Raw genomic sequence first — 22,957 nt, 5'->3', positions numbered from 1 at the left:
ACCCGCGGGTCACAGACACCGCGGGAGAGGTCGCCCGAACGGGATGCGCTCAGCCGTCGTCGGCCGCCACCACGGCCCAGGCGGTCTTCGTATCCGGCTCGGTGAACCAGCCGTGCGCGGCCGAGAGATCGGCGACCAGGTACAGGCCGAAACCACCCAGGCCGGGGTCGCGACCCTGCGCGGGAACGGGTACGACGTCCGGCTTGGCGTCCCGGACGGCGATCAGCCACGCGTGGTCGTTCCGGCCCAGGACCGCGGCGACCGGGGAGCCGCCGTGGCGCAGCGCGTTGGAGGTCAGCTCGTCGGCGATGAGCACCAGCCGCTCCGACCAGTGGTCCCGCTCGGGACGTGCGACGGTGCGGCTGCCGGTCATGGAGGTGCGCAGCCGGGCGCGCAGCGCGGCGAGCTCGCTCAGCGAGCCGAGCTCCTGGCGCCAGACCTCGGCGAAGCCGCGCGGCGGGCGCGCGGACTGCCAGAGCGCCACGCTCACCGCCTCTCGTCGCCGGCCGGCCGCGCCGGTTCGTTCCCGGCGGCACCGTGCCCGTTCCACGGTGGCTCGAATCCTCGGCTCACCCGGAAGGAGGGACCACCGTCGGCCGCCCGGCCTCTAGGGTCCGGGCGCATGGCCGCCAGCACCGCCGGGGAGCTCCCCGACCCGTTCGGCACCGCGGCCCTGCGGCGCACCGTGCTGGCGGCGTGGACGGCGTCCCCGGCGCGGTTCCGGGAGGACGCGAACGTCGAGGAGGACCTCGTCCACGGCGGTTACCGCGACCGGGTGCTGGTGGAGCTGGCGCAGAACGCCGCCGACGCCGCCGCGCGCACCGGGGGAGCCGGCCGGCTCCGGCTGCGGCTGGACGGCGGCACGCTGCGGGCCGCCAACACCGGGGCGCCGCTGGACGCCGCCGGCGTGCTCGGCCTCGCCACGTTGCGCGCCTCGGCCAAGCGCGACGACGCCGCGTCGGTCGGCCGGTTCGGCGTGGGGTTCGTCGCCGTCCTGGCCGTGAGCGAGGAACCCGCGGTGCTGTCCCGGACCGGCGGGATGCGGTTCAGCGCCACGGACACCCGCGCGGAGGTGGCGGCGCGCCCGGCGCTGACCGGGGAGCTGGCCCGCCGCCACGGCGCCGTCCCGGTGCTGCGTCTGCCGTGGCCGGCGGCCGGTGCGCCGCCGGCGGGCTTCGACACCGAGGTGGTGCTGCCGCTGCTGCCGGGAGTGCGGGACGGCGTCGCCGCGGCGCTGCGGGAGCTCCCCGCGGAGCTGCTGCTCGCGCTGCCCGCGCTGTCGGCCCTGGAGGTGGTGGTCGACGGCACGTCGCGGACGGTCGAGCGGAGCGGGGGGATGCCGGAGGTCCGGCTGTCGGAGGACGGCGTCGTCACCCGTTGGGCTGCGGCCCAGCGCGCGGGGGAGCTGCCGGCCGAGCTGGTGGCGGACCTGCCCGTCGAGGAGCGGGGCCGCCGGGCGTGGACGGTGACCTGCGCGGTGCCGCTGGAGGACGGCCGGCCGCGTCCGCTGACCGGCCGCCAGGTGGTGCACGCCCCGACGCCCAGCGACGAGCCGCTGTCGCTGCCCCTGCGCCTGATCGCCCCGTTCCCGCTCGGCCCCGACCGGCGGCACGTGCTGCCCGGGCCCGTGACCGACGTCCTGGTGGCCGCGGCCGCCGACGCGCTCGCGGACCTCGTCGGCCGGCTGCCCGCCGATCCGGCGCTGCTGGGGCTCGTGCCCCGCGTCGGCCTGGCCGGTGCCGAGCTCGACGCCGCGCTGCTCGGTGCGGCCCTGGACCGGCTGCGGGCGACCGCGTGGCTGCCGGTCGCCGGCGACCCGGGCGCCCGGCAGCCACCGGAGCGGGCGGTCGTGCTGGACGACGCCGACGAGCCACGGGTGGCCGCGCTCACCGGCGTGCTGCCGGGGTTGCTGCCCGCCGACTGGTCGCGCCGCGGGAACCTCCCCGCCCTCACCGCGCTCGGCGTCCGGCGGGCCGGGCCGGCCGAGGTGGTGGAGGCGGTGCGGGGCGTGGCCCGCCCGGCGCGGTGGTGGGCGCAGCTCTACGCCGCCTTCGAGCGCGCCGACCGCGAGGAGCTCGCGGCGCTGCCGGTGCCGCTGGTCGGCGGCCGGACCGCGCACGGCCCCGCCGGAGTGCTGCTGCCCGAGCCCGGCCTGCCGGTGGACCGCCTGGCCGCCCTGGCGCTGCGGCTGGCCGATCCGGCCGCGGTGCAGCTGCCGGCCGCGCGCCGGCTGCTGGAGCGGCTGGGGGGCCGGCCGGCGACGGCGGAGGCGGTGCTGGCCGATCCCGCGGTGCGCGCGGCGGTGGAGAACTCGCTGGACGCCGCCGACGACCGGTTCTCCGGGGCGCCCGAGCCCGAGGAGCTGGCCGAGGCGGTCCTCGCCCTGGCGACCGCCGCGCCGTCCGCCGCCGCGGAGCTGCCGTGGCTCGCCGAGCTCGCGCTGCCCGACGCGGACGGCGGCTTCGGGCCGGCGGGGGAGCTGGTGCTGCCCGGCTCGCCGTTCGCGGCCGTGCTCGAGGACGGCGCCCTGGGCACGCTCGATCCGGCGTTCGCGGCCCGCGCCGACGCCGCGGCACTGCGCGCGGTGGGGGTCCTGGACGGCTTCGCCGCGGTGCGCGCCGAGGATCCCGACGAGCTCGACGTCGACGGTGCGCAGGAGTGGGCCGACGCCGTCCTCGACCGGCTGCCCGGAGGCCCGCCGCCGGCGTGGCCGCCGCTGGTGGCCGTCCGCGATCTCGAGCTCGTCGCCGACTGGCCGGGCGCGCTCGAGTTGCTGGCGGCCGCGCCGGCGGAGGCGTGGGCCGACGTCGTCGTCGGCCGGGTCCGGGCACCGGGCTACCTGCGCTGGTGGCTGCGCACCCATCCGGTGCTGGGCGGCCGGCGCCCCGACCGGCTCGCGCACCCGGGGAGCACCGAGCTCGCCGGGCTCTACGACCCGGCCGGCATCGGGGAACCGCTGCTCGGCCTGCTGCGGCCACCGGCCACGCTGGACGACGTCCTGCCCGACCCGGACGGCGCCCTCGACCTCCTGGACCGGCTCGGCGATCCGGCCCGCACCGTGCGCCCGGGCGTGCTGGCCCGGGTCTACGCGCGACTGGCCCTCGCGCTGGACGGCGTGGACGCCGAGCCGCCCGTGCGGGTGCGGGTGGCGGCGGACTGCGTGGTCGGCCGGGCGGTGGTCCTCGACCAGCCGCACCTCGTCCCGCTGCTCGACCTGCCCGTCGTTCCCTCCGGGGGAGCGCCGGGAGCGGTCGCGGACCTGCTGGACCTCCCGCTGGCGAGCGAACGGGTGCAGGCGGAGGTGACCAGCCGGCCGGTGCGGCGCGTGCGCTGGGCCGAGTTGCCCGGCGCGACCCTGGCCGCGGCGCGGCTGGACCGGGACGAGCTGCCCGGAGAGGTGGCGGTGCACGATCCGCTCACCGTCGCCGGACGGCCGGTCCCGTGGTGGCCGGAGGAGGTCGTCGACCACGTGGACGGCAGCCCCGGCGCGCTCGGCCGGGCGCTGGCCTGGCGGGTCGGCGCCTGGCCACTGCGCCAGGCGCTCGCCGAGGCCTTCGCCCACCCCGACCGCGCCGCCGACCTGGCGGCCGAGGACGCGGTCGGTTGACGGACCCCAGCGCGCGGACTAGCGACCGGCGCCGTCGGCGCCGGAGGCGGTGCTGCCGGACCTGCGCGCCTGCCGGGCCTTGGCCGCTTCCCAGCGCACCCGGTCGCGGGCGCGGGCGTCGGCTCCGCGCTCCCACTTCTCCTGACGGCGGCGGGCGCGGGCGTGCTCGCGGTCCTCGAAGGTCTCGTGCGCATCCCAGTTCCGGGCTGCCGCGCCCACGCCCACGGCGGTGAGCACTGCGATGGCGACGGCCGAGGCGACGATCGGGTCGAGCACCGCGAACGCTCCCGCGGCGACCGCCACCCCCACGAGCACCCCGACGACCAGGAATGCGGAGGGGCGGCGGGACGAGGAGCGCGACCGGGTCACCGGTCCAGTATCCGTCCGGCAGCGGCGGCTCCCGAGGGAGGCTGGTCACACGGCCGGGCCGATCGGTCCACCGCCCCGGCCACCCCCGGACAGGCCCCTTGCGCGCCGTACCCCCGGTGCCTACGGTCGGAGCAGCGGTTCAACAAGAGCCGCGACCCCAGTGCTGGTCGTCGTGTCGTTCGCGTCCCGCAGGCTCACTGGTCCGGACAGCGCCCGAGAGGCAACCCGTGACCGCTTCCTCCCTCGACTGCGTCCAGGCCGAGCCGGTGTTCACCGGCGTCGTGCCGACCCCGTCCGCACTCGTCACCCTCGCGGTGGCCGGCTCCGCCTCCCATCCGCAGCTGACGGTCACCGGCGAGGTCGACTGCAGCTCCGCCCCCGAGGTCCGCGCCGTGCTCGACCAGCTGGTCGACGCCGCCCCCACCGAGGTCGTCGTCGACCTCACCTGCGTGACCTTCCTCGACTCCGCCGGGCTGAGCAGCCTCGCGGCCGCGCACCGGCGCGCTCTGGCCGCCGGCGGGCGGCTCCGTGTCCTGGCCGCCACGCGGGCGGTCATCCGGCCGCTCCAGATCACCGGCCTGTGGGACCTGCTGGACGGTCAGCAGGTCGACACGCTCGCCTGCTGACGTTGTCCGGGGGCGGGGTGGTCAGCGCCCGGGCCCGCCGGGCAGACTCGAACCCGCCACCCGGGCCGAGCCGGACGCCGGGTGCCGACGAACGAGGAGGACCACCGTGCGCGAAGCGGTCATCTGCGAGCCCCTGCGGACGCCGGTCGGCGGATTCGGGGGTTCGCTGCGCGACGTCCCCGTCCAGGAGCTGGCGGCCACGGTGATCCGGGCGCTGATCGAGCGCACCGGGCTGCCGCCCGAGTCGGTGGACGACGTCCTGCTCGGCCACTGCTACCCGACGATGGACGCGCCGGCGCTCGGCCGCGTCGCCGCGCTCGACGCCGGGCTGCCGGTGACCGCCTCCGGCCTGCAGGTGGACCGGCGGTGCGGATCGGGCCTGCAGGCGGTCGTGTACGCCGCGATGCAGGTGCAGTCCGGCACCTCCGACGTCGTCCTGGCCGGCGGCGCGGAGTCGATGAGCAACGCGCCCTTCTACTCGACCGCGATGCGCTGGGGCGTCAAGTCCGGCCCCGGGGTCCTGCTGGAGGACGGGCTGGCCCGCGGCCGGGTCACCGCCGGAGGGCAGCACCACCCCGTGCCCGGCGGCATGCTCGAGACCGCGGAGAACCTGCGCCGCGAGTACCAGATCGGTCGCGAGGAGCAGGACGAGTACGCCGTCCGCAGCCACCAGCGCGCCGCCGCCGCCGCGGCCGAGGGCCGGTTCGCCGACGAGATCGTGCCGGTGACGGTGAAGAGCCGGAAGTCCGAGACCGTCGTCGACCGCGACGAGCACATCCGCCCCGACTCCTCGGTGGAGACCCTCGCCAAGCTGCGCCCGATCCTGGGCAAGAACGACCCCGACGCCACGGTGACCGCGGGCAACGCATCCGGCCAGAACGACGGCGCCGCGGTCGCGATCGTCACCCACCCGGAGAAGGCCGCCGAGCTGGGGCTGCGCCCGCTGGCCCGGCTGGTCTCCTTCGGCGTCGGCGGCGTGCCCCCGAAGACGATGGGTATCGGCCCGGTGCCGGCGACGGCCAAGGCGCTGTCGCTGGCCGGTATCACGCTCGCCGACGTCGACCTGATCGAGCTCAACGAGGCGTTCGCCAGCCAGGTGCTGGCCGTGGCCCGCGAGTGGGGCTTCACCGACGCCGACTGGGAGCGCACGAACGTCAACGGCTCCGGCATCTCGCTGGGTCACCCGGTGGGCGCGACCGGCGGCCGCATCCTCGCCACGCTGCTGCGCGAGATGGACCGCCGCGACGCCCGCTACGGGCTGGAGACCATGTGCATCGGCGGCGGCCAGGGGCTGGCCGCGCTGTTCGAGCGGGTCTGAGCGACACTCTCGTCCATCGTCCCCGAGCCGAGGAGCAGCACCGCATGTCCACGCCCACGAACGGTTCCGCCCGTGTCGCGATCGTCACCGGTGCCGCCCGCGGCATCGGCGCCGCCACCGCCCAGCGGCTGGCGCAGGACGGCTTCGCCGTGGCGGTGATCGACCTCGAGGAGGACGACGCCCGCGGAACGGTCGAGGCCATCGAGGCCGCTGGTGGCCGGGCGCTGGCCGTGGGGGCCGACGTCGGTGACGCCGAGCAGGTGCAGGCCGCGGTCGACCGCATCGCCGCGGAGCTGGGCCCGCCGGTGGTGCTGGTCAACAACGCCGGCGTCACCCGCGACAACATGCTGTTCAAGATGAGCGACGCCGACTGGGACATCGTCATGCACGTGCACCTGCGCGGCTCGTTCCTCATGACCCGCGCGGCGCAGAAGCACATGATCGACCAGAAGTGGGGTCGGATCGTGAACCTGTCCAGCACCTCGGCGCTGGGCAACCGCGGGCAGGCCAACTACGCGACGGCCAAGGCCGGCCTCCAGGGCTTCACCAAGACGCTCGCCATCGAGCTGGGCAAGTTCGGCGTCACCGCCAACGCGATCGCGCCGGGGTTCATCGTCACCGACATGACGAAGGCGACCGCCGCGCGCATCGGCCAGGAGTGGGAGCCCTACGTCCAGGCCCGCGCCGCGGCGATCCCGGTCGCCCGCGCCGGCCAGCCCGAGGACATCGCGCACACCGTCTCGTTCCTGGTCAGCGAGGGTGCCGGGTTCGTCTCCGGCCAGGTTATCTACGTCGCCGGCGGTCCGCGCGCGTAGGCCTCAGGACGAGGGGTCGCGGTCGGGGTAGCGGGCCCGGGCGAGGGCGTACACGCCGAAGGCCGCGAACCCGGCCGCGACGCCGCCGAGCAGCCAGGGGCCGGCGTCCACCCCGGCGATCGCGGTCATCGCGCCGTCCAGACCGGTGGCGGTGGAGGCGTCGGCGGCGGTGGCGGCCCGCCCCAGCAGGACGCCGACCAGCCCGAAGGCGATGCCCTTCGCCAGGTAGCCGATCCGGCCCAGGGCCTCGATCGCCGGTTCCCACCGGTCGGGGGCCGTGGGCAGGTCGATGTCGCGCATGAAGCCGCCGGTGCAGCCGCGCACGAACGTGTAGATCCCGACCGCCACCACCCCGGCCGCGACCGTGCCGATGAGCAGCGCCCCGCCGGGGATCAGCAGCGTCTCCTCGGTGAGGTCGCGCAGCCGCTCGTCGGCCTCGTACTCGAACCCGGCGGCGAACAGCAGCGCGGTGAGTCCGAGGACGCCGTACACCGCGCCCTTGGCCAGGCACTTGGCGCAGACGACCGCCGTGTGCACCCGGTGCTCCGGATCGAGCAGCCCGTGCCACCAGAGCAGCACCTCGGCCGCCTGCCAGAGCGCCAGCGACAGCATGCCCAGGCCGATCGCGACGAGCAGGAACTCGCCGCCCGGCCCGGCGGCGACGGTGAGCAGGGCACCGGTCTGGTCGGCGTCGGCCCCGCGCAGGCCCAGCGCCATGCGCAGCGCGAGGAACGCGATGAGCAGGTGCATCGCCCCGTAGGCGATCAGCCCGGCGCGGGCGAGGTGGGTGAGCCACGGGGAGTCGGTGACCCGGCGGACCCGGTCGACGAGGTCGCGGAGCCGGTGGACCAGGGGCTGTGCGGCAGGCACCGGCGGCATCAGGTCCGTTCGGGGTAGCGGGCGCGGACGAAGCAGTAGATGCCGAAGGCCGCGATCCCGACGGCGATGAGCGTGAGCAGCACCTGCCCGGCGGGAACGCTGCCCAGCCGGTGGAGGGCGCCGTCCAGTCCGGCCGCCTTGGCCGCGTCGAACGTCACCGCGGCCCAGACGAGCAGCCCGCCGATCAGGACGAAGGCGGCGCCCTTGCCGGGGAAGCCCACCTGGCCCAGCCGGGTGACCAGCCGTGTCGCTCGCGCCGGGCAGTCGCTGAGGTCGATCTCCTTGAGGAAGCTCTTCGAGACACCCTTGTAGACGTTGTAGACGCCGATCCCGACGACGACCAGCCCAGCGATGCCGACCAGCCACCGCCCGCCCGGCCACCCGAAGACGCCGGCGGTCGCCTGCTGCGGGGTGCTGGTGCTGCCGGTCTGCCCGCCGCCGGTGGCGAAGCGGAACGCCAGCACCGCGAGCGTGAGGTAGATGACCGTCTTGGCGACCGCCTTGCCGGTCCGCTCCCACGCCGTCGTGCGGGCCTTCCCCGACGCGGTCAGCCCGTGCCGCCAGCGGAGGATCTCCGCGGCCTGCCAGAGGGCCAGGGCGATGAGACCGACGGCGAGCACCCACAGCAGCGGCTCGCCCAGCGGTTGCTGGGCGAGGGTGGCCAGTGCCCCGGACTGGTCGGCCGGAGCGCTGCTGACGCCCCACGCCACCTGCAGCGCGAGCCAGGCGACGAGCACGTGCACCAGGCCGTAGGCGATCAGCCCGACGCGGGCCAGGTGCTCCAGCGCGTCGCTGTCGCCCGCCCGCGCGGCCGCGTCCGTGGGTGATCCGGCATCGCCCCGCACGCTCATGGATTGCCTCCTGACCTCGCGCTGCGTCGTCGCAGCTGCGGCGTCGATCAGCGTGGCACGGACCACGGTCCGGTGCCTCCCCGAGCAGCGCGGCGGGTGAGGGACACTGGGTGCCGTGGCGAACGGAACCGGAATCCTCTCGGCCGGCACGGTGGGCATGGCGACCCCGGAGGTCGCCCGGCGTACCTGGCCGCGGTGGCTGGCCCTCGGGATCGGCATGGTCGCCGTCGCGGTCGTCGCCGTGGCCTGGGACGCCGCGGGGGCCCGGCTCCTGCTGGGCGCGCTCGGCGTCTTCTTGGCCGTGCGCGGCGCGACGCTGCTGCGCGTCGCCCGGTCCGGCGCGGTCGACGGTGCGCCGGCCGCCGGTGCGCAGCGCCTCGGCGTGGCCACCGTCGCGCTGGGTGCGGCGGGGCTCGTCGTGGCACTGGCGTCGGCGGCGCTGTCGGCGACGGTGCTGCTGATCGGCGTCCCGGTGCTCCTGCTGGCGACCTCGGCCGGGCTGCTGGCCCGTGGGGGCAGCGCCCGGCGCGGTGGGCAGGCGCTGGTGGTGTGGTCGCTGCTGGTCACCGGCCTGCTGGTCGCCACCGGCCTGGCGCAGGGCTGGGACCGCGCCGCCGATCTCGCGACCGTGGTGGCCGCGCTGGCCGTCGCCGTCCTCGGCATCCCGCTGCTGATCGGCGCGGTGAACCTGCGGACGGTGGCCAATGCGCCGGCCCCCGTGCGGGGCGGCTGCGGTGGCTGCGCCTGCGGTGCCGGCGGCTGCGGCGCCTGACCTCCACCGACCGACCGCCGCCGACTGACCGCCGCCGCATGTCCGCGGGGCCCTGGGTAAGGCCGTCGGCGTGAACGGACACGTGTTCGTCGTCGGCGCGGACCTCACCCGGTTGTCGTGCGACGACGTCCTGGTGCCCACCGACCGCTCGCTGCGGGTGGCCCGCAGCTGGCGTCCGCTGCTGCCCGACGAGCTGATCACCGACCGGCAGGACGACGGCGACTGCGTCGGGCTGTCGTGGTCGGGCCGGGAACGGGTCCTCGAGGTCCCCGGGGACGGTCCGCGGCGGACGTGGCTGGTCGACACGGTCGACGACGGCGGGCACGGGCTCTCCTGGCTGCTGGACGGCGCCCGGGAGGCGCTGGCCGCCGTCGCCCGGCGGGAGGTGACCGGGCCGGTGCACGGCCGGGCGCGGCGACTGGTCGGGCTGCCGGCCCTGGGGACCGGCTGGGGCGGTGCCGCGGGGCAGCGGGGCGCACTGCTGCAGCAGCTCCTGCCGGTGCTGCGCGAGGCGGCCGAGGAACACGGGTTCGACATCGCGCTGGTGCTGCGCGGGCCGAGCGACCTGGCCGCCGCCCAGCGGGTGCGTCGGGGGCAGGACGGCGGCTGGGAGCTGCCCGACCACCTCCGCCAGCTGGCCGAGCAGCTCGGTGAGCGGGCCCGCCGCGGCCAGCTGGCGCTGTTCGTCGGCGCCGGCGTGAGCGCGGCGGCGGGGTTGCCCACCTGGGAGCGGCTCGTGGACGAGCTCGCCACCCGCTCGGGCCTGGACGACGCGCTGCGCGAGGGGCTGTCGGGGCTGCCCCCGCAGGACTCGGCCGCGCTGCTGGCGCGCGAGCTGGGCTCCGACCAGCTGGAGGCGTTCGTCGCCGAGCGGTTCGGGCCGGGCTCGTACGCCCTGGCGCACGCGCTGCTCGCCGACCTGCCGGTGCAGGAGTTCGTGACCACGAACTACGACCCGCTGGTGGAGCTGGCGGCCAGCGACATCGGCCGGCAGGTCAGGGTGCTGCCGTACGAGGAGGCCGAGCCGGGGCGGCCCTGGCTGCTGAAGCTGCACGGTGACGCCGCGCACCCCGAGAGCGTGGTGCTGACCCGCGAGGAGTACCTGCAGTTCGGCAGCACCGGCGCCGCGCTGGCCGGGGTGCTGCACTCGCTGCTGCTCACCCGGCACGTGCTGTTCGTGGGCACCTCGATGCTCGACGACGACCTCATCCGGATCGCGCACCAGGTGCGCACCGCGCTGCAGACCCAGGGCTCCGGCACCGCCCGCCGCACCGGCACGGTGCTCGCGCTGCGCGAGGACCCGGCCCGGGCGCGGCTGTGGGAGCGGGACGTCGAGACGGTGGCGATGAGCCCGGCGGACGGTTCCCCCGCGGAGGCGGCACGCCGGCTGGAGGTGTTGCTGGACCTCATCGGCTGCCTGTCCACCCCGCCCACCGGGTACCTGCTGGACCCGGCCTACCGCGGGATGCTCAACGACGAGGAGCGCGCGCTGGCGGGGGCGCTGCGCACGGTCGCGGAGGCGCTGCCGCCGGAGGCCTCGTCCACGGCGGCGCTCGAGGTGGCGGACCTGTTGCGCCGGCTCGGCCACGGCAGCTCGGCCGCCGACGGCGAGGAGCCGCCGCGCGAGCTCGTGCGCGGGCCCCGGGACGACCGGCCCCGGGAGCAGCGGCCGGGCTGACCGGGATTGCCCGGCGGGGCTGCTGGGCAGGCAGGTCCGCATGCCTCGTCTCGAGAACGGCCTGAAGATGCTCGCGAAGGGCTACGCCTGGCTGCCCGACGAGCGGCGCCGCACCGGGCGACGCACCGTGGCGACCCGGCTCGGCGGGATGCCGGCGTACGGCATCGTGGGCCCGGAGGCCGCGCGGTTCCTCTACGACGAGGACCACGTCCGGCGGTCGCACGCCATCCCGGAGCCGGTGCGGGGGACGCTGTTCGGCAAGGGAGCGGTGCACACCCTCGACGGGGAGCTGCACCGGGTGCGCAAGGCGATGTTCGTGGCGCTGCTCATGCGCGAGGACGGCATCGCCTCGCTCGTGGAGCAGGCGACGGCGGCCTGGGACGCCGCGGCCGGCGAGTGGGCCCGCCGGCCGGAGATCGTCCTCTTCGACGAGGCCGGCCGGGTGATCGCCGGCGCGGTCACCCGCTGGGCCGGGGTGGCGGTGCACGACCACGAGGTACCCGGCCTGGCCCGGGACCTGCTCGCCATGGTCGACGGGTTCGCCAGCGGTGGCGTGCGGCACGCGCGTGCCCGGCGGGCCCGCGGACGCCGCGAGCGCTGGCTGTCGCAGCTGGTCCGGGACGTGCGCAGCGGCGTCACGGCCGTGCCCGAGGGCTCGGCGGTCGATGTCGTGGCCCGGCACCGCGACGCCGGCGGCGAGCAGCTGGACTCCCACGTCGCCGCGGTCGAGCTGCTCAACATCATCCGGCCGACGACGGCGGTCGCCTGGTTCATGGCCTTCTCCGGGCACGCGCTGATCCGCTGGCCGCAGCACCGCGAGCGGCTGGCCGGCGGCGATGCCACGTTCGCGGAGGCCTGGGCGCACGAGATCCGGCGGTTCTACCCGTTCGCGCCGTTCACCGGTGGGCGGGCGCCGCACGAGGTGGAGTTCGACGGGGAGCGGATCCCGGAGAACGCGATGATCCTGCTCGACCTGTACGGGCAGAACCACGACCCCGAGCTCTGGGGGGACCCGTACGCCTTCCGCCCCGAACGGTTCCTCGACCGGCCGATCGGCGAGTTCGAGCTCGTTCCACAGGGCGGCGGTGATCCGCGCACCAACCACCGCTGCCCCGGCGAGCAGATCACCGTCGCGCTGCTCGCGGCGCTGGCGGGAAGGCTGGCCCGGCTGGACTACGAGGCGCCCGAGCAGGACCTCACCATCGCCCTGCACCGCATCCCGGCCAAGCCGGCCAGCGGCGTCGTTCTGCGGGTGCGCGGCGGGGCCTGAGGTACTTCTCCGGACAGTCGGTCTCTGCCCACAGGACGTGGGCAGAGACCGACTGTCGGCGGGGCCCTGTCGTGCCCGGCCGGAATACCTGTCGTGCCCGGCGGAACCCTGTCGCGCCCGGCCGGGACCGTGGCTGGGGGCGCCACCGCTCTCGGTCAGCGCAGGTCGAGCCCCTTCAGCTCCACGGGCAGCTCACCGGGGTGGACGACGCCGAGCCGCTGGGTGGCGCGGGTGAGCGCGACGTAGAGGTCGTTGTGCCCGCGCACCCCCTCGTCGAGGATCCCGGCCGGGTCGCCGACGAGGACCGAGTCGAACTCCAGGCCCTTGCTGCCCTGGGGCGTGAGCACCACGGCCCCGGCGGTGAGGTCGCCGTCGGCCGACGCCGACGGCACCCGCCGCCGGACGGCGTCGGTGACGGCGGCCAGCCGGCTGCGCGGGACGAGAACGGCGAGGGTCCCCTCCTCGGCATCGAGCTCCGCGGCAGCCTCGGCGACCGCGTCGGCGAGCTCCTCGTCGGCCACCTGGCGGGCCCACGGCCGCTCGCCGGTGGACCGCACCGAGCTCGCCGCCGACGTGTCCGCCCCACCGGCGGCCAGCACCTCCGCCGCGATCTCCATGATCTCGGCGGGGGTCCGGTAGTTGACGGTCAGCTCCTCCATCCGCCAGCCGCGGCGGTCCCGGGGGCCCAGCGCCGGCTCGAGCACCTCGGCCCAGCTGGAGGCGCCGGCCGCCGACCCGGTCTGGGCCACGTCACCGACCAGCGTCATCGAGCGGGTGGGGCAGCGGCGCAGCAGCACCCGCCAGGCCATCGCCGACAGCTCCTGCGCCTCGTCGACGATCACGTGCCCGTAGGTCCAGGTGCGGTCGGCCGCCGCGCGCTGCGCCGTCGACCGGCTGTCGGTCTCCTCCTGCCGGTCGGCGAGCCCTTCCGCGTCGAGCAGGTCGCCGGCGGACAGCTCCTCCGACTCGTCCTCGGTCTCCCAGTCGGTGGAGCGCGAGCCGTGCAGGAAATCGAGGGTCTCCTGGGCGTGCCGGAGCCGGCGCTGCTTCTCCCGGCGGGCGGCCGTCCGCTCGGCGGAGTCGTCGACGCCGAGCAGCTCGTCGGCCTCCTCCAGCAGCGGGACGTCGGCCGGCGTCCAGGGCGCCGAGGCCGGGCGGGCGAGCAGTGCGCGATCGGCGTCGGTCCACCCCTTGGTCGCCGCGGCGAGCCGCTGCGGGGAGGAGAACAGGTCCCGGAGCAGCCGCTCGGCGGTCAGCCGGGGCCACAGCCGGTCGATCAGCGCGTGCACCGCGGGTTCCGCGGCGACCTCGCGGCGCAGCGCGGCGACGTCGCCGGCACCGAGCAGGTTGGCGCCGCCGAGCACGTTCTGGCCGAGCGTGTCGGCGTACTTGTGCGCCACCAGGTCGATCACGGCACGCGCGAACGCCGGACGGGCCTCGTTGTGCAGCCGGGAGACCGCGCGGGCCCGGCTGCGGGCGCGGGCGGCGTCTGCCTTGGCGAAGCGCACCGGCGTCCCGTCGATGGTCAGCGGAGCCGGCTGGTCCAGGACCGCCTGGCGGGCGCGGACGGCGGCGGTGACGACGTCGACCATCGCCAGCCGCCCCTTGACCTCCGTGACCTCCGGTCGCTCGGGCGCGTGTGCCTGCAGGCCGGGCCGCAGCCCGCCGAGGTCGGCCAGCACGACCCCCGTCTCGCCGAGGGAAGGCAGCACGTCGGCGATGTAGGCCAGGAAGGTCGGGGAGGGGCCGACGACGAGCAGCCCGCTGCGCGCCAGCCGCTCGCGGTGGGTGTAGAGCAGGTAGGCGGCGCGGTGCAGGGCGACGGCGGTCTTCCCGGTGCCCGGACCGCCCTGGACGACCAGCACACCGCGGTGGTCGGCGCGGATGATGCGGTCCTGCTCGGCCTGGATGGTGCGGACGATGTCGCTCATCCGGCCGGTGCGGGTGGCGTTGAGCGCGGCGAGCAGCACCGACTCACCGGCCAGCCCGGACCGTTGGGCGAGGTCGGGGTCGGTGAGGTCCAGGGTCTCGTCGGTGACGCTCACGACCGTGCGGCCGCGGGTGCGGATGTGCCGCCGGCGGCGGACCCCGAGGTCGTGCAGGGGAGTGGCGGTGTAGAAGGGCTGGGCCGCGGGCGCCCGCCAGTCGACCAGCAGCGGCTCCTCGCGGCCCTCGTCGGTGTTCAGACCGATCCGGCCGACGTAGCGGGGGACGTCGCTGTCGTGCCGGTCCAGGCGCCCGAAGCACAGCCCGCTGTCGGCGGCGTCGAGAGCGACGATCCGCTGGGAGTGCAGCTCGACCGCCGCCTCACGCTCACCGACCGCCTGCGGGTTGTGCGGCACCGTGGCCAGCGCCTCATCGAGGCGGGCGACGGTGCGCGCCCGCACCTCGTCGAGCCGCTGGTGCAGGCCGGTGACGTAGGCCTGTTCCGCCGTCACCTCGGCGTCCTGCCTCGGTGCCTGTCGAGCTGTCGTCACTGCCCATCGCTTCCGTCGTCCGTTCCGGCGGACAACTATCGTCCGAGCCCCTGCTCAGGGCACGACCGACAGGCTGTGAGCCTTCACGCAACGCTGAGGATGGGCGTCCTGCTACCGGCGGGACGTCACCGGGCGGGCGGGGCGCCGCGCAGCCGCACGATGGCCGCGCGGTACCGCCCGCCGCCGTAGACCCGCCAGGCCAGCCGGGTGCCCCGGGGGGTGCCGAGCAGCAGCCGGGCGCGGTCGCCGGCGCAGCAGTCCTCCAGGGCGAGGCCCAGCACGAGCAGCCGCTGACGCCCGGAGAGACCGCACCGGGCCGTGCGGATGATCGGCGTCCAGTCGGCCTCGGTCAGGTGGGCGTCCAACAGGGGCAGCAGCGTCCGCTCCTCCTCAGCGGTCTGCGCGGCCACGTCGTCGGCCAGGGCGCGGCAGGCGCGGCCGAAGGAGTCGCGGGCGCGACCGCTGCTGGTGACGGCCCACTGGCGGGCGGCGGTGTCGAGGTCGCGCAGCGCGGCGTCGATCCGGGCGCAGGACAGCGTCCAGTCGGCGACCGCCACCGCCGCGGTGGGCCGTGCGGTCGCCGGGACCGCGCGCAGCAGCGCCGGCCACACCGCCTCCCGCTCCACGGCGTGGTGGTGCAGCAGCACCCGCGCGACCAACCCGGCGTGGCAGGTGAGGATCCCGGTGCGGACGCACTCGGCGTCCGGTGCCCAGGAGACGACGTCGGCCAGGGTGCGCAGCTCGCGGCGCACCAGCTGGTGCAGCACCCGCTGGTAGGCGGCCGCACGGCCGGGGTGCGCGGCTCGGTCCGGGGGGACGGCAGGCGCGGCCGGGCGGCGGGGCACCGGGATGCGGACGACGGGGGAACGGACCGCGGTAGCGGTCATGGCACGCACCTCGTTCGGCGGTTCGGGCCGGTGCTCCAGGGGTCGGGGAGCGGGAATGCCGCGCAGGGTAGGGGCACCTGTGCGCGGGGCGACAGCGGTCTTCCGTCGCCCACGGACGGCCGGACCCGCCACCCGGCGCCGCGCGGCGATGGGTCCAGGGGAGGTCACGGACGGTGACGACCGCGCGTGGCAGTTGCTGGGCGGGGCGGTTCCGTCGTCGTGGCCGGGGTCGGCGACATCGGGCGTCGGGTCCACTACGGTCGGCTGCGTGGGCAGCGTCGTGACGCGCAACCGGGTGAACGTCAGCGGCCCCGCCGAGGGGCGGCCGATGGTGTTCGCGCACGGCTTCGGGTGTGACCAGACGCTGTGGCGGCTGGTCGCTCCCCGGTTCAGCTGCGACCACCGCGTCGTCCTGTTCGACCACGTGGGGTCGGGGCAGTCGGACCTGTCGGCCTACGACCCGGACAAGTACGGCGCCCTGGACGGGTACGCGACCGACGTCGTCGAGATCTGCCGCGAGCTCGCGCTCTCCGACGTCGTGTTCGTCGGCCACTCGGTGAGCGCCATGATCGGGGTGCTCGCCTACCACCGGGCCCCGGAGCTCTTCGGGGCCATGGTGATGATCGGCCCCAGCCCGCGGTACGTCGACGACGGGGACTACGTGGGCGGGTTCAGCCGCAGCGACATCGTCGGCCTGCTCGACGCGCTGGATAGCAACCACCTGGGCTGGTCGGCGCAGATGGCCCCGGTGATCATGGGCAACCCGGAGCGGCCCGAGCTGGCCGAGGAGCTGACCAACAGCTTCTGCCGCACCGCGCCGGACATCGCCCGCCAGTTCGCCCGGGTCACCTTCCTGTCGGACAACCGCGCCGACCTGCACGGGGTCGAGGTACCCACCCTGGTGCTGCAGTGCAGCGCCGACGCGATCGCCCCCGACGCCGTCGGTGAGTACGTGCACCGGCAGATCCCGGGCAGCACGCTGGTGCGGATGCGGGCGACCGGGCACGTGCCCCAGCTCTCCGCGCCGGAGGAGACGACGGCCGCCATCCGCGCGTTCCTGACGCCGTGACCGGCCCGGACGGCGGCGAGCCGGCCGGTCCGCAGGACGCGCGGGATCGGGAGTCGCAGCTCGACCGCCTGCTCGACGAGGACCCGGCGGACCTCTACGAGAACGCGCCGATGGGCTATCTCTCCACCCTGCCCGACGGCCGGGTCGCGCGGGTCAACCGCACGTTCTGCGCCTGGACCGGGCGATCTCCGGAGGACCTGCTGGGCAGCCGCCTCCAGGAGCTGCTGAGCGTCGGTGGCCGGGTGTTCTACGAGACCCACCTGGTGCCGCTGCTGCGCATGCAGGGCGCGGTGCGCGAGATCGCCATCGACGTGACCCGGATCGACGGCTCGCTGCTCCCGTGCCTGCTCAACGCCGTCGAGATGCGCGACGACGACGGCACGCCGCTGCTGGTGCGCGCGACGTTGTTCGAGGCGACCGCGCGGCGGCGGTACGAGCGGGAGCTCCTGGCCGCGCAGCGGCTGGCCGAGGAGTCCGAGGCGCGGTCGCGCACCGTCCAGAAGGTCGTGTTCGACCTGGCGGCCGCGATGACACCCGAGGACGTCGCGACGGTGATCGTGCAGCGCGGGCGGGCCGCGATGAAGGCGCGCGGTGCCGCCCTGGTGCTGGTGGAGGGCGAGGCCGACGATCCGCGGGAGCTGCCCGGGTTGCGCCCGGTGCGCTCCGACGGGCTCTCGGTCCGTCTGCTGCGGCGGCTGAAGGAGGCCGCCGGCAGCCGGCTGGCGCTGGAGCTGGCCCAGGGGTTGCGGTCGGTGGTGCTCGATGCCCGGCTGCGGGCCGACCAGCCCCAGTTGGCGGCGGCGATGGCGGCGGACGGGGTGACCGACCTGGTGATCGTGCCGGTGTCGGCCGACTCCAAGCGACTCGGCGTGCTCGTGCTGGCCCGCGGCGAACCGGGACGGGGCGACCTGATCAGCCTCGAGGAGCCGGGGGAGAAGCGCGCGCTCCACCCGGCGCTGGTCGATCTGCTGTGGACCCTGGGGCGGCAGGCGGGACAGGCGCTCGAGCGCGTGCGACTGTACGAGCAGACCCGGCAGCAGGGGGAGCGGGCGGCGTTCCTGCTGGCGGCCGCACGGCTGATGGCCGACGCCGCGGACGTGACCGAGACCGTGCAGCAGCTGGCCGACCTCGTGGTGTCCCGGCTGGCCGACGTCTGCGTGATCGACCTGGTGACCGAGCACGGCCTGGCGCGGTCCGCGGCCCGGCACCGCGACCCTGCCCGGCAGTTCCTCCTCGACCGGCTGCGGGAGAAGCAGGCGCCGACGCGGTCGCCGCTGCACCCGGGAGTGCGGGCGCTGCGCGAGGGCCGGACCCAGTGGCTGCACGACCCCGCCGAGGGCCGGGCCCTGCTGGCCGAGGTCGCCGTCGACGACGAGTACCGCGAGCTCCTCGAGCAGCTGCAGCTCCAGCGCGTGGTGAGCGTGCCGATGATCGTCGACGGCAGGCGGCTGGGCGTGGTGACCCTCGGGGGCGACCGGCAGCGGCCGCCGTTCACCGCCGCCGACGTGGACGTGGCCGAGCAGCTGGCGCTGCAGCTGGCGCAGGTGGTAGACCGGGCGCAGCGGTTCGAGTTCGAGGAGCGGACCTCGCACACGCTGCAGGCCAGCCTGCTCCCACCCGCGCCGCCGGAGGTGCCCTCGATCGCGACCGCGGTGCGGTACGTCGCGGCGACCCAGGGGGTCGACGTGGGCGGCGACTGGTACGACGTCGTCCGGCTGCCCGGGAACCAGGTGGCGATGGCGGTGGGCGACGTCGTGGGCCACGACATCACGGCCGCCGCCACCATGGGGCAGCTGCGCAGCGTGACCCGGGCGATGTCGGTGGACGGGCCGTCGCCGGCCGTGCTCATCGACCGGCTGCAGCGCGGCTGGGAGCAGTTCGGCCTGCAGCGGATGGCGACGGCGCTGTTCGCCACCCTGGACCCGGCGACCGGTGAGCTGCGGATCGCCTCGGCCGGGCACCTGCCCCCGCTGCTGTGCTCGGACGGCACGGCGGAGTTCCTGCCGGTGCGGCCGACGCGGATGCTCGGTGCCCCGGCCGCTGCGGCGGAGGAGTGGGCCGGGGTGCTCCCGACGGGGGCGACGCTGGTGCTGTTCACCGACGGGCTGGTGGAGAGCCCGGGTGCGGACATCGACGCGGGGATGGACCGCCTGCTGGAGGTGGCCGCGCGGTCGTGCACGGCCGACCCGGCCGAACTGTGCGACCGGCTGCTGGCCGAGCTGACCCGCGAGCACCGGGCCGACGACATCGCCCTCCTCGCGCTGACCCGGACCTGAACCTCACGCGCCGCCCACCTTCCGGGCGGCGCCGTTTCGGGACACCATGGGACCAACTCCGGTTGGGGGCGGTCATGGACTCGAGAGCTCGCGGCAACCCGGTCACCGAGGCGATCGACGGTGCCTCCGGCGACTGGTCGATGTCGGGGGACGCGATGCGCTGGTCGCCGGACCTGGCCGAGCGCACCCCGGTGAGCGGGGATCTCGGTGGGCTCGAGTCCGGCTCCGGCGTCGGCCCGGTCCTGGCGCTGGACGTCGCCGGGGTGCGCCGGCTGGTGTCGGGCGCGCTGTCGTCGCTGGGCACGGTGGCCACCGACGTCGTCAGCGAGCTGCGTCAGCTCACCCGCGGCCCGTCGACCGAGGATCCGGCCGAGCCCCGCCCGGAGGACTGATCGCTCTCCGGTGCATGTGCGGTGCGTGGGGGCCCGAAGGGGCGGGTCGTTCCGTCGACCTGTAGAACGGCGGAGAGCACGACCACACCTGGGGAGTCGCATGAGCAACTCGTTGACACTGGCGCCGGCACCGCGGTCGGAGGCCGCGGAGCAGGTGCGGGGGGAGGTGCGCGACTTCCTCGCCGCCGAGGTCGCCGCGGGCACGTTCACCACGCACGTCGACACCTGGCTGTCCGGCGTCGACCCGGCGTTCTCCAAGAAGCTGGGTGAGCGCGGCTGGCTGGGGATGACCTGGCCGAAGCGGTACGGCGGCCACGAGCGCTCGGCGATGGAGCGCTACGCCGTCACCGAGGAGCTGCTCGCCGCCGGCGCCCCCGTGGCCGCGCACTGGATCGCCGACCGGCAGTCCGGCCCGAACCTGCTGACCTACGGCACCGAGAAGCAGCGGCAGGAGATCCTGCCGCGCATCGCCGCGGGGGAGTGCTTCTTCGTCATCGGGATGAGCGAGCCGGACTCCGGCTCCGACCTGGCCTCCATCCGTACCCGCGCCACCCGCAACGAGGCCGGCGACTGGGTGGTCAACGGCGCCAAGGTGTGGACGTCGAACGCGCACCACTCGCACTACGGGATCGTGCTGGTGCGCACCTCGCCGTCGGACTCCGCCAACCGGCACGCCGGCATGTCGCAGCTGCTGATCGACCTGTCGCTGCCGGGCATCACGATCAACCCGATCCGCATCCTCGACGGCGGCCACCACTTCAACGAGGTGGTGTTCGAGGACGTCGTCGTCCCCGGCGACATGCTGCTCGGCGAGGAGGGCAACGGCTGGCACCAGGTGACCGCCGAGCTCGCATTCGAGCGGTCGGGCCCCGAGCGCTTCCTGTCGACCTATCCACTCGTCGCCGAGTTCGGGCGCCGGGTGGCCGACAGCGGTGACCCGGCCGCACTGGTGACGCTGGGCCGGCTGTCCGCGCGCATCCTGGCGCTGCGGCAGATGTCCCTGCGGATCGCCGCCGCGCTGGACCGGGGCGAGCTGCCGAACATCCCGGCCGCGCTGGTGAAGGACGTCGGGACGACGTTCGAGGCCGACGTCATCGACGAGGTCCGCCGCGTGGTCGACGTGCTGCCCTCCCTGGACTCGCCCGACCCGCTGGCGCGGGCGCTGGCCGAGGCGCAGCTGCACCAGCCGGGCTACACGCTGCGGGGTGGGACCAACGAGATCCTGCGCGGGATCGTGGCACGGGGGCTGGGCCTGCGATGACCACAGCGAGTGAGCATCGCAGCGAGGAACGAGCGAGGAGCGGAGCGAGCGCGGTGTCGAGCAAGGGAGCAGAGCGCTGATGGCATCGGACCAGGACCTGGTGGTCGAGACCGTCCGGGACATCCTGAGCGGCCACGAGCCGTTCGTGCTGACGGTGGACCGCCGGTGGGACGCGGGGCTGTGGTCGGCGCTGGCCGACGCGGGGCTCACCGGTGTCGGGCTGCCGGAGGAGGCCGGTGGGTCCGGCGGTGAGCTGGCCGACGCGGTGGCCATCGTGCGGACGCTGGCGTCCGGTGCGGCGGCGGTGCCGGTGGCCGAGCAGCTGCTGGTGGCCGGCCCGGCGGTGATCGCGGCGGGGCTGACGCTGCCGCCGGTGGAGGAGCCGCTCACGTTCGCGATCGCCGACGGTGTCACGGCGTCCCCGGGCGCGGAGGGCTGGACGCTCACCGGTACGGCCACCGACGTGGCGTGGGCCGGGGCCGCCGCGCACGTCGCCCTCCTGGCGCACGGCCCGGACGGTGAGGTGCTGGCGCTGTTGTCGTCCGACGGCGTGCCGGCGACCGATGCCTTCAACCTGGCCGGTGAGCCCCGCGGGACCCTGACCCTCGACGGCGTGCCGGCGGCGGTGGCCCCGCTGAACGCGGGCCAGGCACGTGAGCTGCGAGCCGGGTTCGCGCTGGCGCGGGCGGTGCAGCTGGCCGCGGCGTTGGAGACCGTGCTGGCGTGGACGGTGCAGTACGCGGGGGAGCGGCACCAGTTCGGCCGCCCGCTGGGCAAGTTCCAGGCCATCCAGATGGAGCTGGCCGAGATGGCCGGCGAGGTCACCGCGGTGACCGCGGTGACCGACGCGGCCGTGCAGGCGCTGGCGCACGGTTCGGCGGACGTCGTGCTGGCAGCCGCGGCGGCGAAGGTGCGGGCGGGTGCGGCCGTCGAGGTGGTCGCCCGGCTGGCACACCAGGTGCACGGCGCGATCGGCTTCACCCAGGAGCACAAGCTGCACCACCTCACCCGGCGGCTGTGGTCGTGGCGGGACGAGGCCGGCAGCGAGCTGGTGTGGTCGCGGGTGCTGGCCGAGGGGCTGCTGGTCGACGGGCCGGACGGGCTCTGGCCGGCGCTGACCCGGGTGGTCTGAGGGCGTGATCGGCCGCGCGCGCCTCAGCTGCAGCGGGCGGCGCGCTCGGAGAGCGCCAGCAGGACCGCGGCGGCGAGGGCGCAACCGGCCACCGCGGTGAACCCGGCGCCGTAGCCGAAGGCGGTGATCAGCGCGCCCCCGGCAAGCGGCGCGATGACGCGGCCGAACTGGCCGGCCAGCGCCTGGTGGCCCGACACCGTCGCGAACACCACACCGGGCACGTACTGCCCGAGCAGCGCCGGCCGGGCGATGTTGAGGACGCCGAAGCCCACGCCGAACAGGATCACGAACACGACGGTGGCCGCCGGCTGGGGAAGCAGGAACAGCAGCACCACGCCGAGGGCCTGCCCGGCCACCATCGCCGCGGTGACGGTGCCGATGCCGACCCGCGCCGCGAGCACGGTGAGGACCACCCGCCCGGTCACCGAGAGCGCGCCGAGCGCGCCGGCGGCCACCGCGGCGAGCCCAGGTGGCGCGCCGGTCTCCAGCAGGTAGGCGACCAGGAACACCGCGACTGCGGCGTTCGCCACCATCTGCAGCGCCGTGGCCAGCGTCAGCCAGCGCACCGCCGGCCGTCGCCAGGCGGCGCCCGGACCGCGGTAGGCGGCGAGGCCGGTGCCGGCCACGGGGACCGGGGCGCCTCCGCCGACGGGGTCCGGCGGCGGGCCGGGGTCCGGCCGGCCGTCGGGCTCCAGGCCCAGGTCGGCCGGGGAACGGCGCAGCAGCAGCGCGTGCGGCACGGCACACGCCGCGACGACCGCGGCGAGCACCACCAGCGCCGGCCGCCAGCCGAGCGTCTCGATGAGGAACTGGGAGGTCGGCAGGAAGATCGTCGAGGCGAAACCGGCCACCACGGTGAGGGTCAGCAGCGCCTTCGGCCGGTCCCGGCGGAACCAGCTGTTGATCACGGCGTACGCCGGCTCGTAGAGCACCGCGGCGCTGGCCAGCCCGATGCCCGCGAACGCCAGGTACAGCTCGACGAGGTCGTCGGCCCGCGACCAGGCCAGCACGGAGGCCCCGCCGAGCAGGCTGCCGGAGGTCATGATCCACCGGGACCCGGAGCGGTCCAGCCACCGGCCCACCACCACCCCGCCGATGCCGGTCAGGGCCAGCGCGAGGGTGAGCGCGCCGGAGAGCTGTGCGGTCGAGGTACCCAGCTCCTCGCGCATCGGCACGAGGAAGACGGCGAAGGAGTAGTAGAGGACGCCGTAGGAGATGGTCTCGGTGACCGAGAGCGCCCAGACCATGTGCCAGCCCGGGAAGTCCCGCCGCCGCCCG

At 75.8% G+C, this 22,957-nt stretch carries 19 protein-coding genes; 12 read left to right on the top strand and 7 right to left on the bottom strand.

From position 1 onward, the window contains the following. Positions 1–49: 49 nt before the first annotated feature. Complete coding sequence (locus tag BLASA_RS16470) at positions 50–490, bottom strand: ATP-binding protein (RefSeq protein WP_041775815.1); 441 nt, start codon at positions 488–490, stop codon at positions 50–52. Positions 491–622: 132 nt separating this feature from the next. Between BLASA_RS16470 and BLASA_RS16465 the strand changes: the two genes are divergently transcribed. Next, on the top strand, positions 623–3,607 hold the full coding sequence (locus BLASA_RS16465; protein WP_014377345.1) for a sacsin N-terminal ATP-binding-like domain-containing protein: 2,985 nt from the start codon (positions 623–625) through the stop codon (positions 3,605–3,607). Between the two features lie 18 nt (positions 3,608–3,625). On the opposite strand, the gene BLASA_RS16460 is transcribed toward BLASA_RS16465, so the two are convergent. Next, entirely contained in the window at positions 3,626–3,976 is a 351-nt protein-coding gene (locus BLASA_RS16460; RefSeq protein WP_014377344.1) for a hypothetical protein, read from the bottom strand. Between the two features lie 227 nt (positions 3,977–4,203). Between BLASA_RS16460 and BLASA_RS26010 the strand changes: the two genes are divergently transcribed. From BLASA_RS26010 to fabG, 3 genes are all read left to right on the top strand, one after another. Continuing rightward, on the top strand, positions 4,204–4,602 hold the full coding sequence (locus BLASA_RS26010; protein ID WP_014377343.1) for an STAS domain-containing protein: 399 nt from the start codon (positions 4,204–4,206) through the stop codon (positions 4,600–4,602). 106 nt (positions 4,603–4,708) lie between these two features. Next, complete coding sequence (locus tag BLASA_RS16450; RefSeq protein WP_014377342.1) at positions 4,709–5,920, top strand: acetyl-CoA C-acetyltransferase; 1,212 nt, start codon at positions 4,709–4,711, stop codon at positions 5,918–5,920. A 44-nt stretch (positions 5,921–5,964) separates the two neighbouring features. Next, a complete protein-coding gene (gene fabG, locus BLASA_RS16445) occupies positions 5,965–6,735 on the top strand; it encodes a 3-oxoacyl-ACP reductase FabG (RefSeq protein WP_014377341.1) in 771 nt (256 codons plus the stop codon). 3 nt (positions 6,736–6,738) lie between these two features. Here the strand turns inward: fabG and BLASA_RS16440 are convergent, their stop codons facing one another. Both BLASA_RS16440 and BLASA_RS16435 read right to left on the bottom strand, forming a co-directional pair. Then, positions 6,739–7,614: a DUF1206 domain-containing protein gene (locus BLASA_RS16440; protein WP_014377340.1), complete on the bottom strand. Its 876-nt coding sequence runs from the start codon at positions 7,612–7,614 to the stop codon at positions 6,739–6,741. Further along, on the bottom strand, positions 7,614–8,465 hold the full coding sequence (locus tag BLASA_RS16435) for a DUF1206 domain-containing protein (RefSeq protein ID WP_041775814.1): 852 nt from the start codon (positions 8,463–8,465) through the stop codon (positions 7,614–7,616). The genes BLASA_RS16440 and BLASA_RS16435 overlap by 1 nt, the downstream gene beginning before the upstream one ends. 115 nt (positions 8,466–8,580) lie before the next feature. Here BLASA_RS16435 and BLASA_RS16430 point away from each other — a divergent pair, with 115 nt between their 5' ends. The 3 genes from BLASA_RS16430 (at position 8,581) to BLASA_RS16420 (ending at position 12,185) form a co-directional block, all read left to right on the top strand. Further along, positions 8,581–9,237 carry a hypothetical protein gene (locus tag BLASA_RS16430; RefSeq protein ID WP_014377338.1) on the top strand — a complete coding sequence of 219 codons (657 nt, stop codon included), beginning with the start codon at positions 8,581–8,583 and terminating at the stop codon, positions 9,235–9,237. A gap of 70 nt (positions 9,238–9,307) precedes the next feature. Continuing rightward, the gene (locus BLASA_RS16425; protein WP_041775813.1) at positions 9,308–10,915 is read left to right on the top strand and encodes an SIR2 family NAD-dependent protein deacylase; all 1,608 of its coding nucleotides are present in this window, start codon (positions 9,308–9,310) and stop codon (positions 10,913–10,915) included. A gap of 40 nt (positions 10,916–10,955) precedes the next feature. Next, positions 10,956–12,185 carry a cytochrome P450 gene (locus BLASA_RS16420; RefSeq protein WP_014377336.1) on the top strand — a complete coding sequence of 410 codons (1,230 nt, stop codon included), beginning with the start codon at positions 10,956–10,958 and terminating at the stop codon, positions 12,183–12,185. A gap of 155 nt (positions 12,186–12,340) precedes the next feature. Here the strand turns inward: BLASA_RS16420 and BLASA_RS16415 are convergent, their stop codons facing one another. Then, positions 12,341–14,623, bottom strand: a complete 2,283-nt coding sequence (locus BLASA_RS16415; protein ID WP_014377335.1) for an ATP-dependent DNA helicase — start codon at positions 14,621–14,623, stop codon at positions 12,341–12,343. Positions 14,624–14,787: 164 nt separating this feature from the next. Beyond that, positions 14,788–15,549 (bottom strand): hemerythrin domain-containing protein, encoded by a 762-nt coding sequence (locus BLASA_RS16410; RefSeq protein ID WP_014377334.1) that lies wholly within the window; start codon positions 15,547–15,549, stop codon positions 14,788–14,790. A 268-nt stretch (positions 15,550–15,817) separates the two neighbouring features. Here BLASA_RS16410 and BLASA_RS16405 point away from each other — a divergent pair, with 268 nt between their 5' ends. The 5 genes from BLASA_RS16405 (at position 15,818) to BLASA_RS16385 (ending at position 21,679) form a co-directional block, all read left to right on the top strand. Beyond that, the gene (locus tag BLASA_RS16405; RefSeq protein WP_014377333.1) at positions 15,818–16,618 is read left to right on the top strand and encodes an alpha/beta fold hydrolase; all 801 of its coding nucleotides are present in this window, start codon (positions 15,818–15,820) and stop codon (positions 16,616–16,618) included. After that, on the top strand, positions 16,615–18,894 hold the full coding sequence (locus BLASA_RS16400; protein ID WP_014377332.1) for a SpoIIE family protein phosphatase: 2,280 nt from the start codon (positions 16,615–16,617) through the stop codon (positions 18,892–18,894). Before BLASA_RS16405 ends, BLASA_RS16400 begins: the two co-directional genes overlap by 4 nt. A 74-nt stretch (positions 18,895–18,968) precedes the next feature. Then, positions 18,969–19,286 (top strand): hypothetical protein, encoded by a 318-nt coding sequence (locus tag BLASA_RS16395; protein ID WP_014377331.1) that lies wholly within the window; start codon positions 18,969–18,971, stop codon positions 19,284–19,286. Positions 19,287–19,386: 100 nt separating this feature from the next. Then, the gene (locus tag BLASA_RS16390; RefSeq protein WP_014377330.1) at positions 19,387–20,547 is read left to right on the top strand and encodes an acyl-CoA dehydrogenase family protein; all 1,161 of its coding nucleotides are present in this window, start codon (positions 19,387–19,389) and stop codon (positions 20,545–20,547) included. Positions 20,548–20,626: 79 nt separating this feature from the next. Beyond that, positions 20,627–21,679: an acyl-CoA dehydrogenase family protein gene (locus tag BLASA_RS16385; protein ID WP_014377329.1), complete on the top strand. Its 1,053-nt coding sequence runs from the start codon at positions 20,627–20,629 to the stop codon at positions 21,677–21,679. Positions 21,680–21,702: 23 nt separating this feature from the next. Here BLASA_RS16385 and BLASA_RS16380 read toward each other — a convergent pair whose 3' ends face one another. Continuing rightward, positions 21,703–22,926 carry an MFS transporter gene (locus tag BLASA_RS16380; protein WP_014377328.1) on the bottom strand — a complete coding sequence of 408 codons (1,224 nt, stop codon included), beginning with the start codon at positions 22,924–22,926 and terminating at the stop codon, positions 21,703–21,705. Positions 22,927–22,957: the final 31 nt, after the last annotated feature.

It is taken from the genome of Blastococcus saxobsidens DD2, from assembly GCF_000284015.1.
Lineage (GTDB): Bacteria > Actinomycetota > Actinomycetes > Mycobacteriales > Geodermatophilaceae > Blastococcus > Blastococcus saxobsidens_A.
This window is presented reverse-complemented; position numbering and strand designations above follow the sequence as displayed.

Bases quoted from the DNA above. Each gene is read 5' to 3' on its own strand.
- BLASA_RS16380 (WP_014377328.1), bottom strand. From the start codon at position 22,926: ATGGTCTGGGCGCTCTCGGTCACCGAGACCATCTCCTACGGCGTCCTC.
- BLASA_RS16395 (WP_014377331.1), top strand. From the start codon at position 18,969: ATGGACTCGAGAGCTCGCGGCAACCCGGTCACCGAGGCGATCGACGGT.
- BLASA_RS16465 (WP_014377345.1), top strand. From the start codon at position 623: ATGGCCGCCAGCACCGCCGGGGAGCTCCCCGACCCGTTCGGCACCGCG.
- BLASA_RS16410 (WP_014377334.1), bottom strand. From the start codon at position 15,549: ATGACCGCTACCGCGGTCCGTTCCCCCGTCGTCCGCATCCCGGTGCCC.
- BLASA_RS16385 (WP_014377329.1), top strand. From the start codon at position 20,627: ATGGCATCGGACCAGGACCTGGTGGTCGAGACCGTCCGGGACATCCTG.
- BLASA_RS16420 (WP_014377336.1), top strand. From the start codon at position 10,956: ATGCCTCGTCTCGAGAACGGCCTGAAGATGCTCGCGAAGGGCTACGCC.
- BLASA_RS16435 (WP_041775814.1), bottom strand. From the start codon at position 8,465: ATGAGCGTGCGGGGCGATGCCGGATCACCCACGGACGCGGCCGCGCGG.
- BLASA_RS16390 (WP_014377330.1), top strand. From the start codon at position 19,387: ATGAGCAACTCGTTGACACTGGCGCCGGCACCGCGGTCGGAGGCCGCG.
- fabG (WP_014377341.1), top strand. From the start codon at position 5,965: ATGTCCACGCCCACGAACGGTTCCGCCCGTGTCGCGATCGTCACCGGT.
- BLASA_RS16440 (WP_014377340.1), bottom strand. From the start codon at position 7,614: ATGCCGCCGGTGCCTGCCGCACAGCCCCTGGTCCACCGGCTCCGCGAC.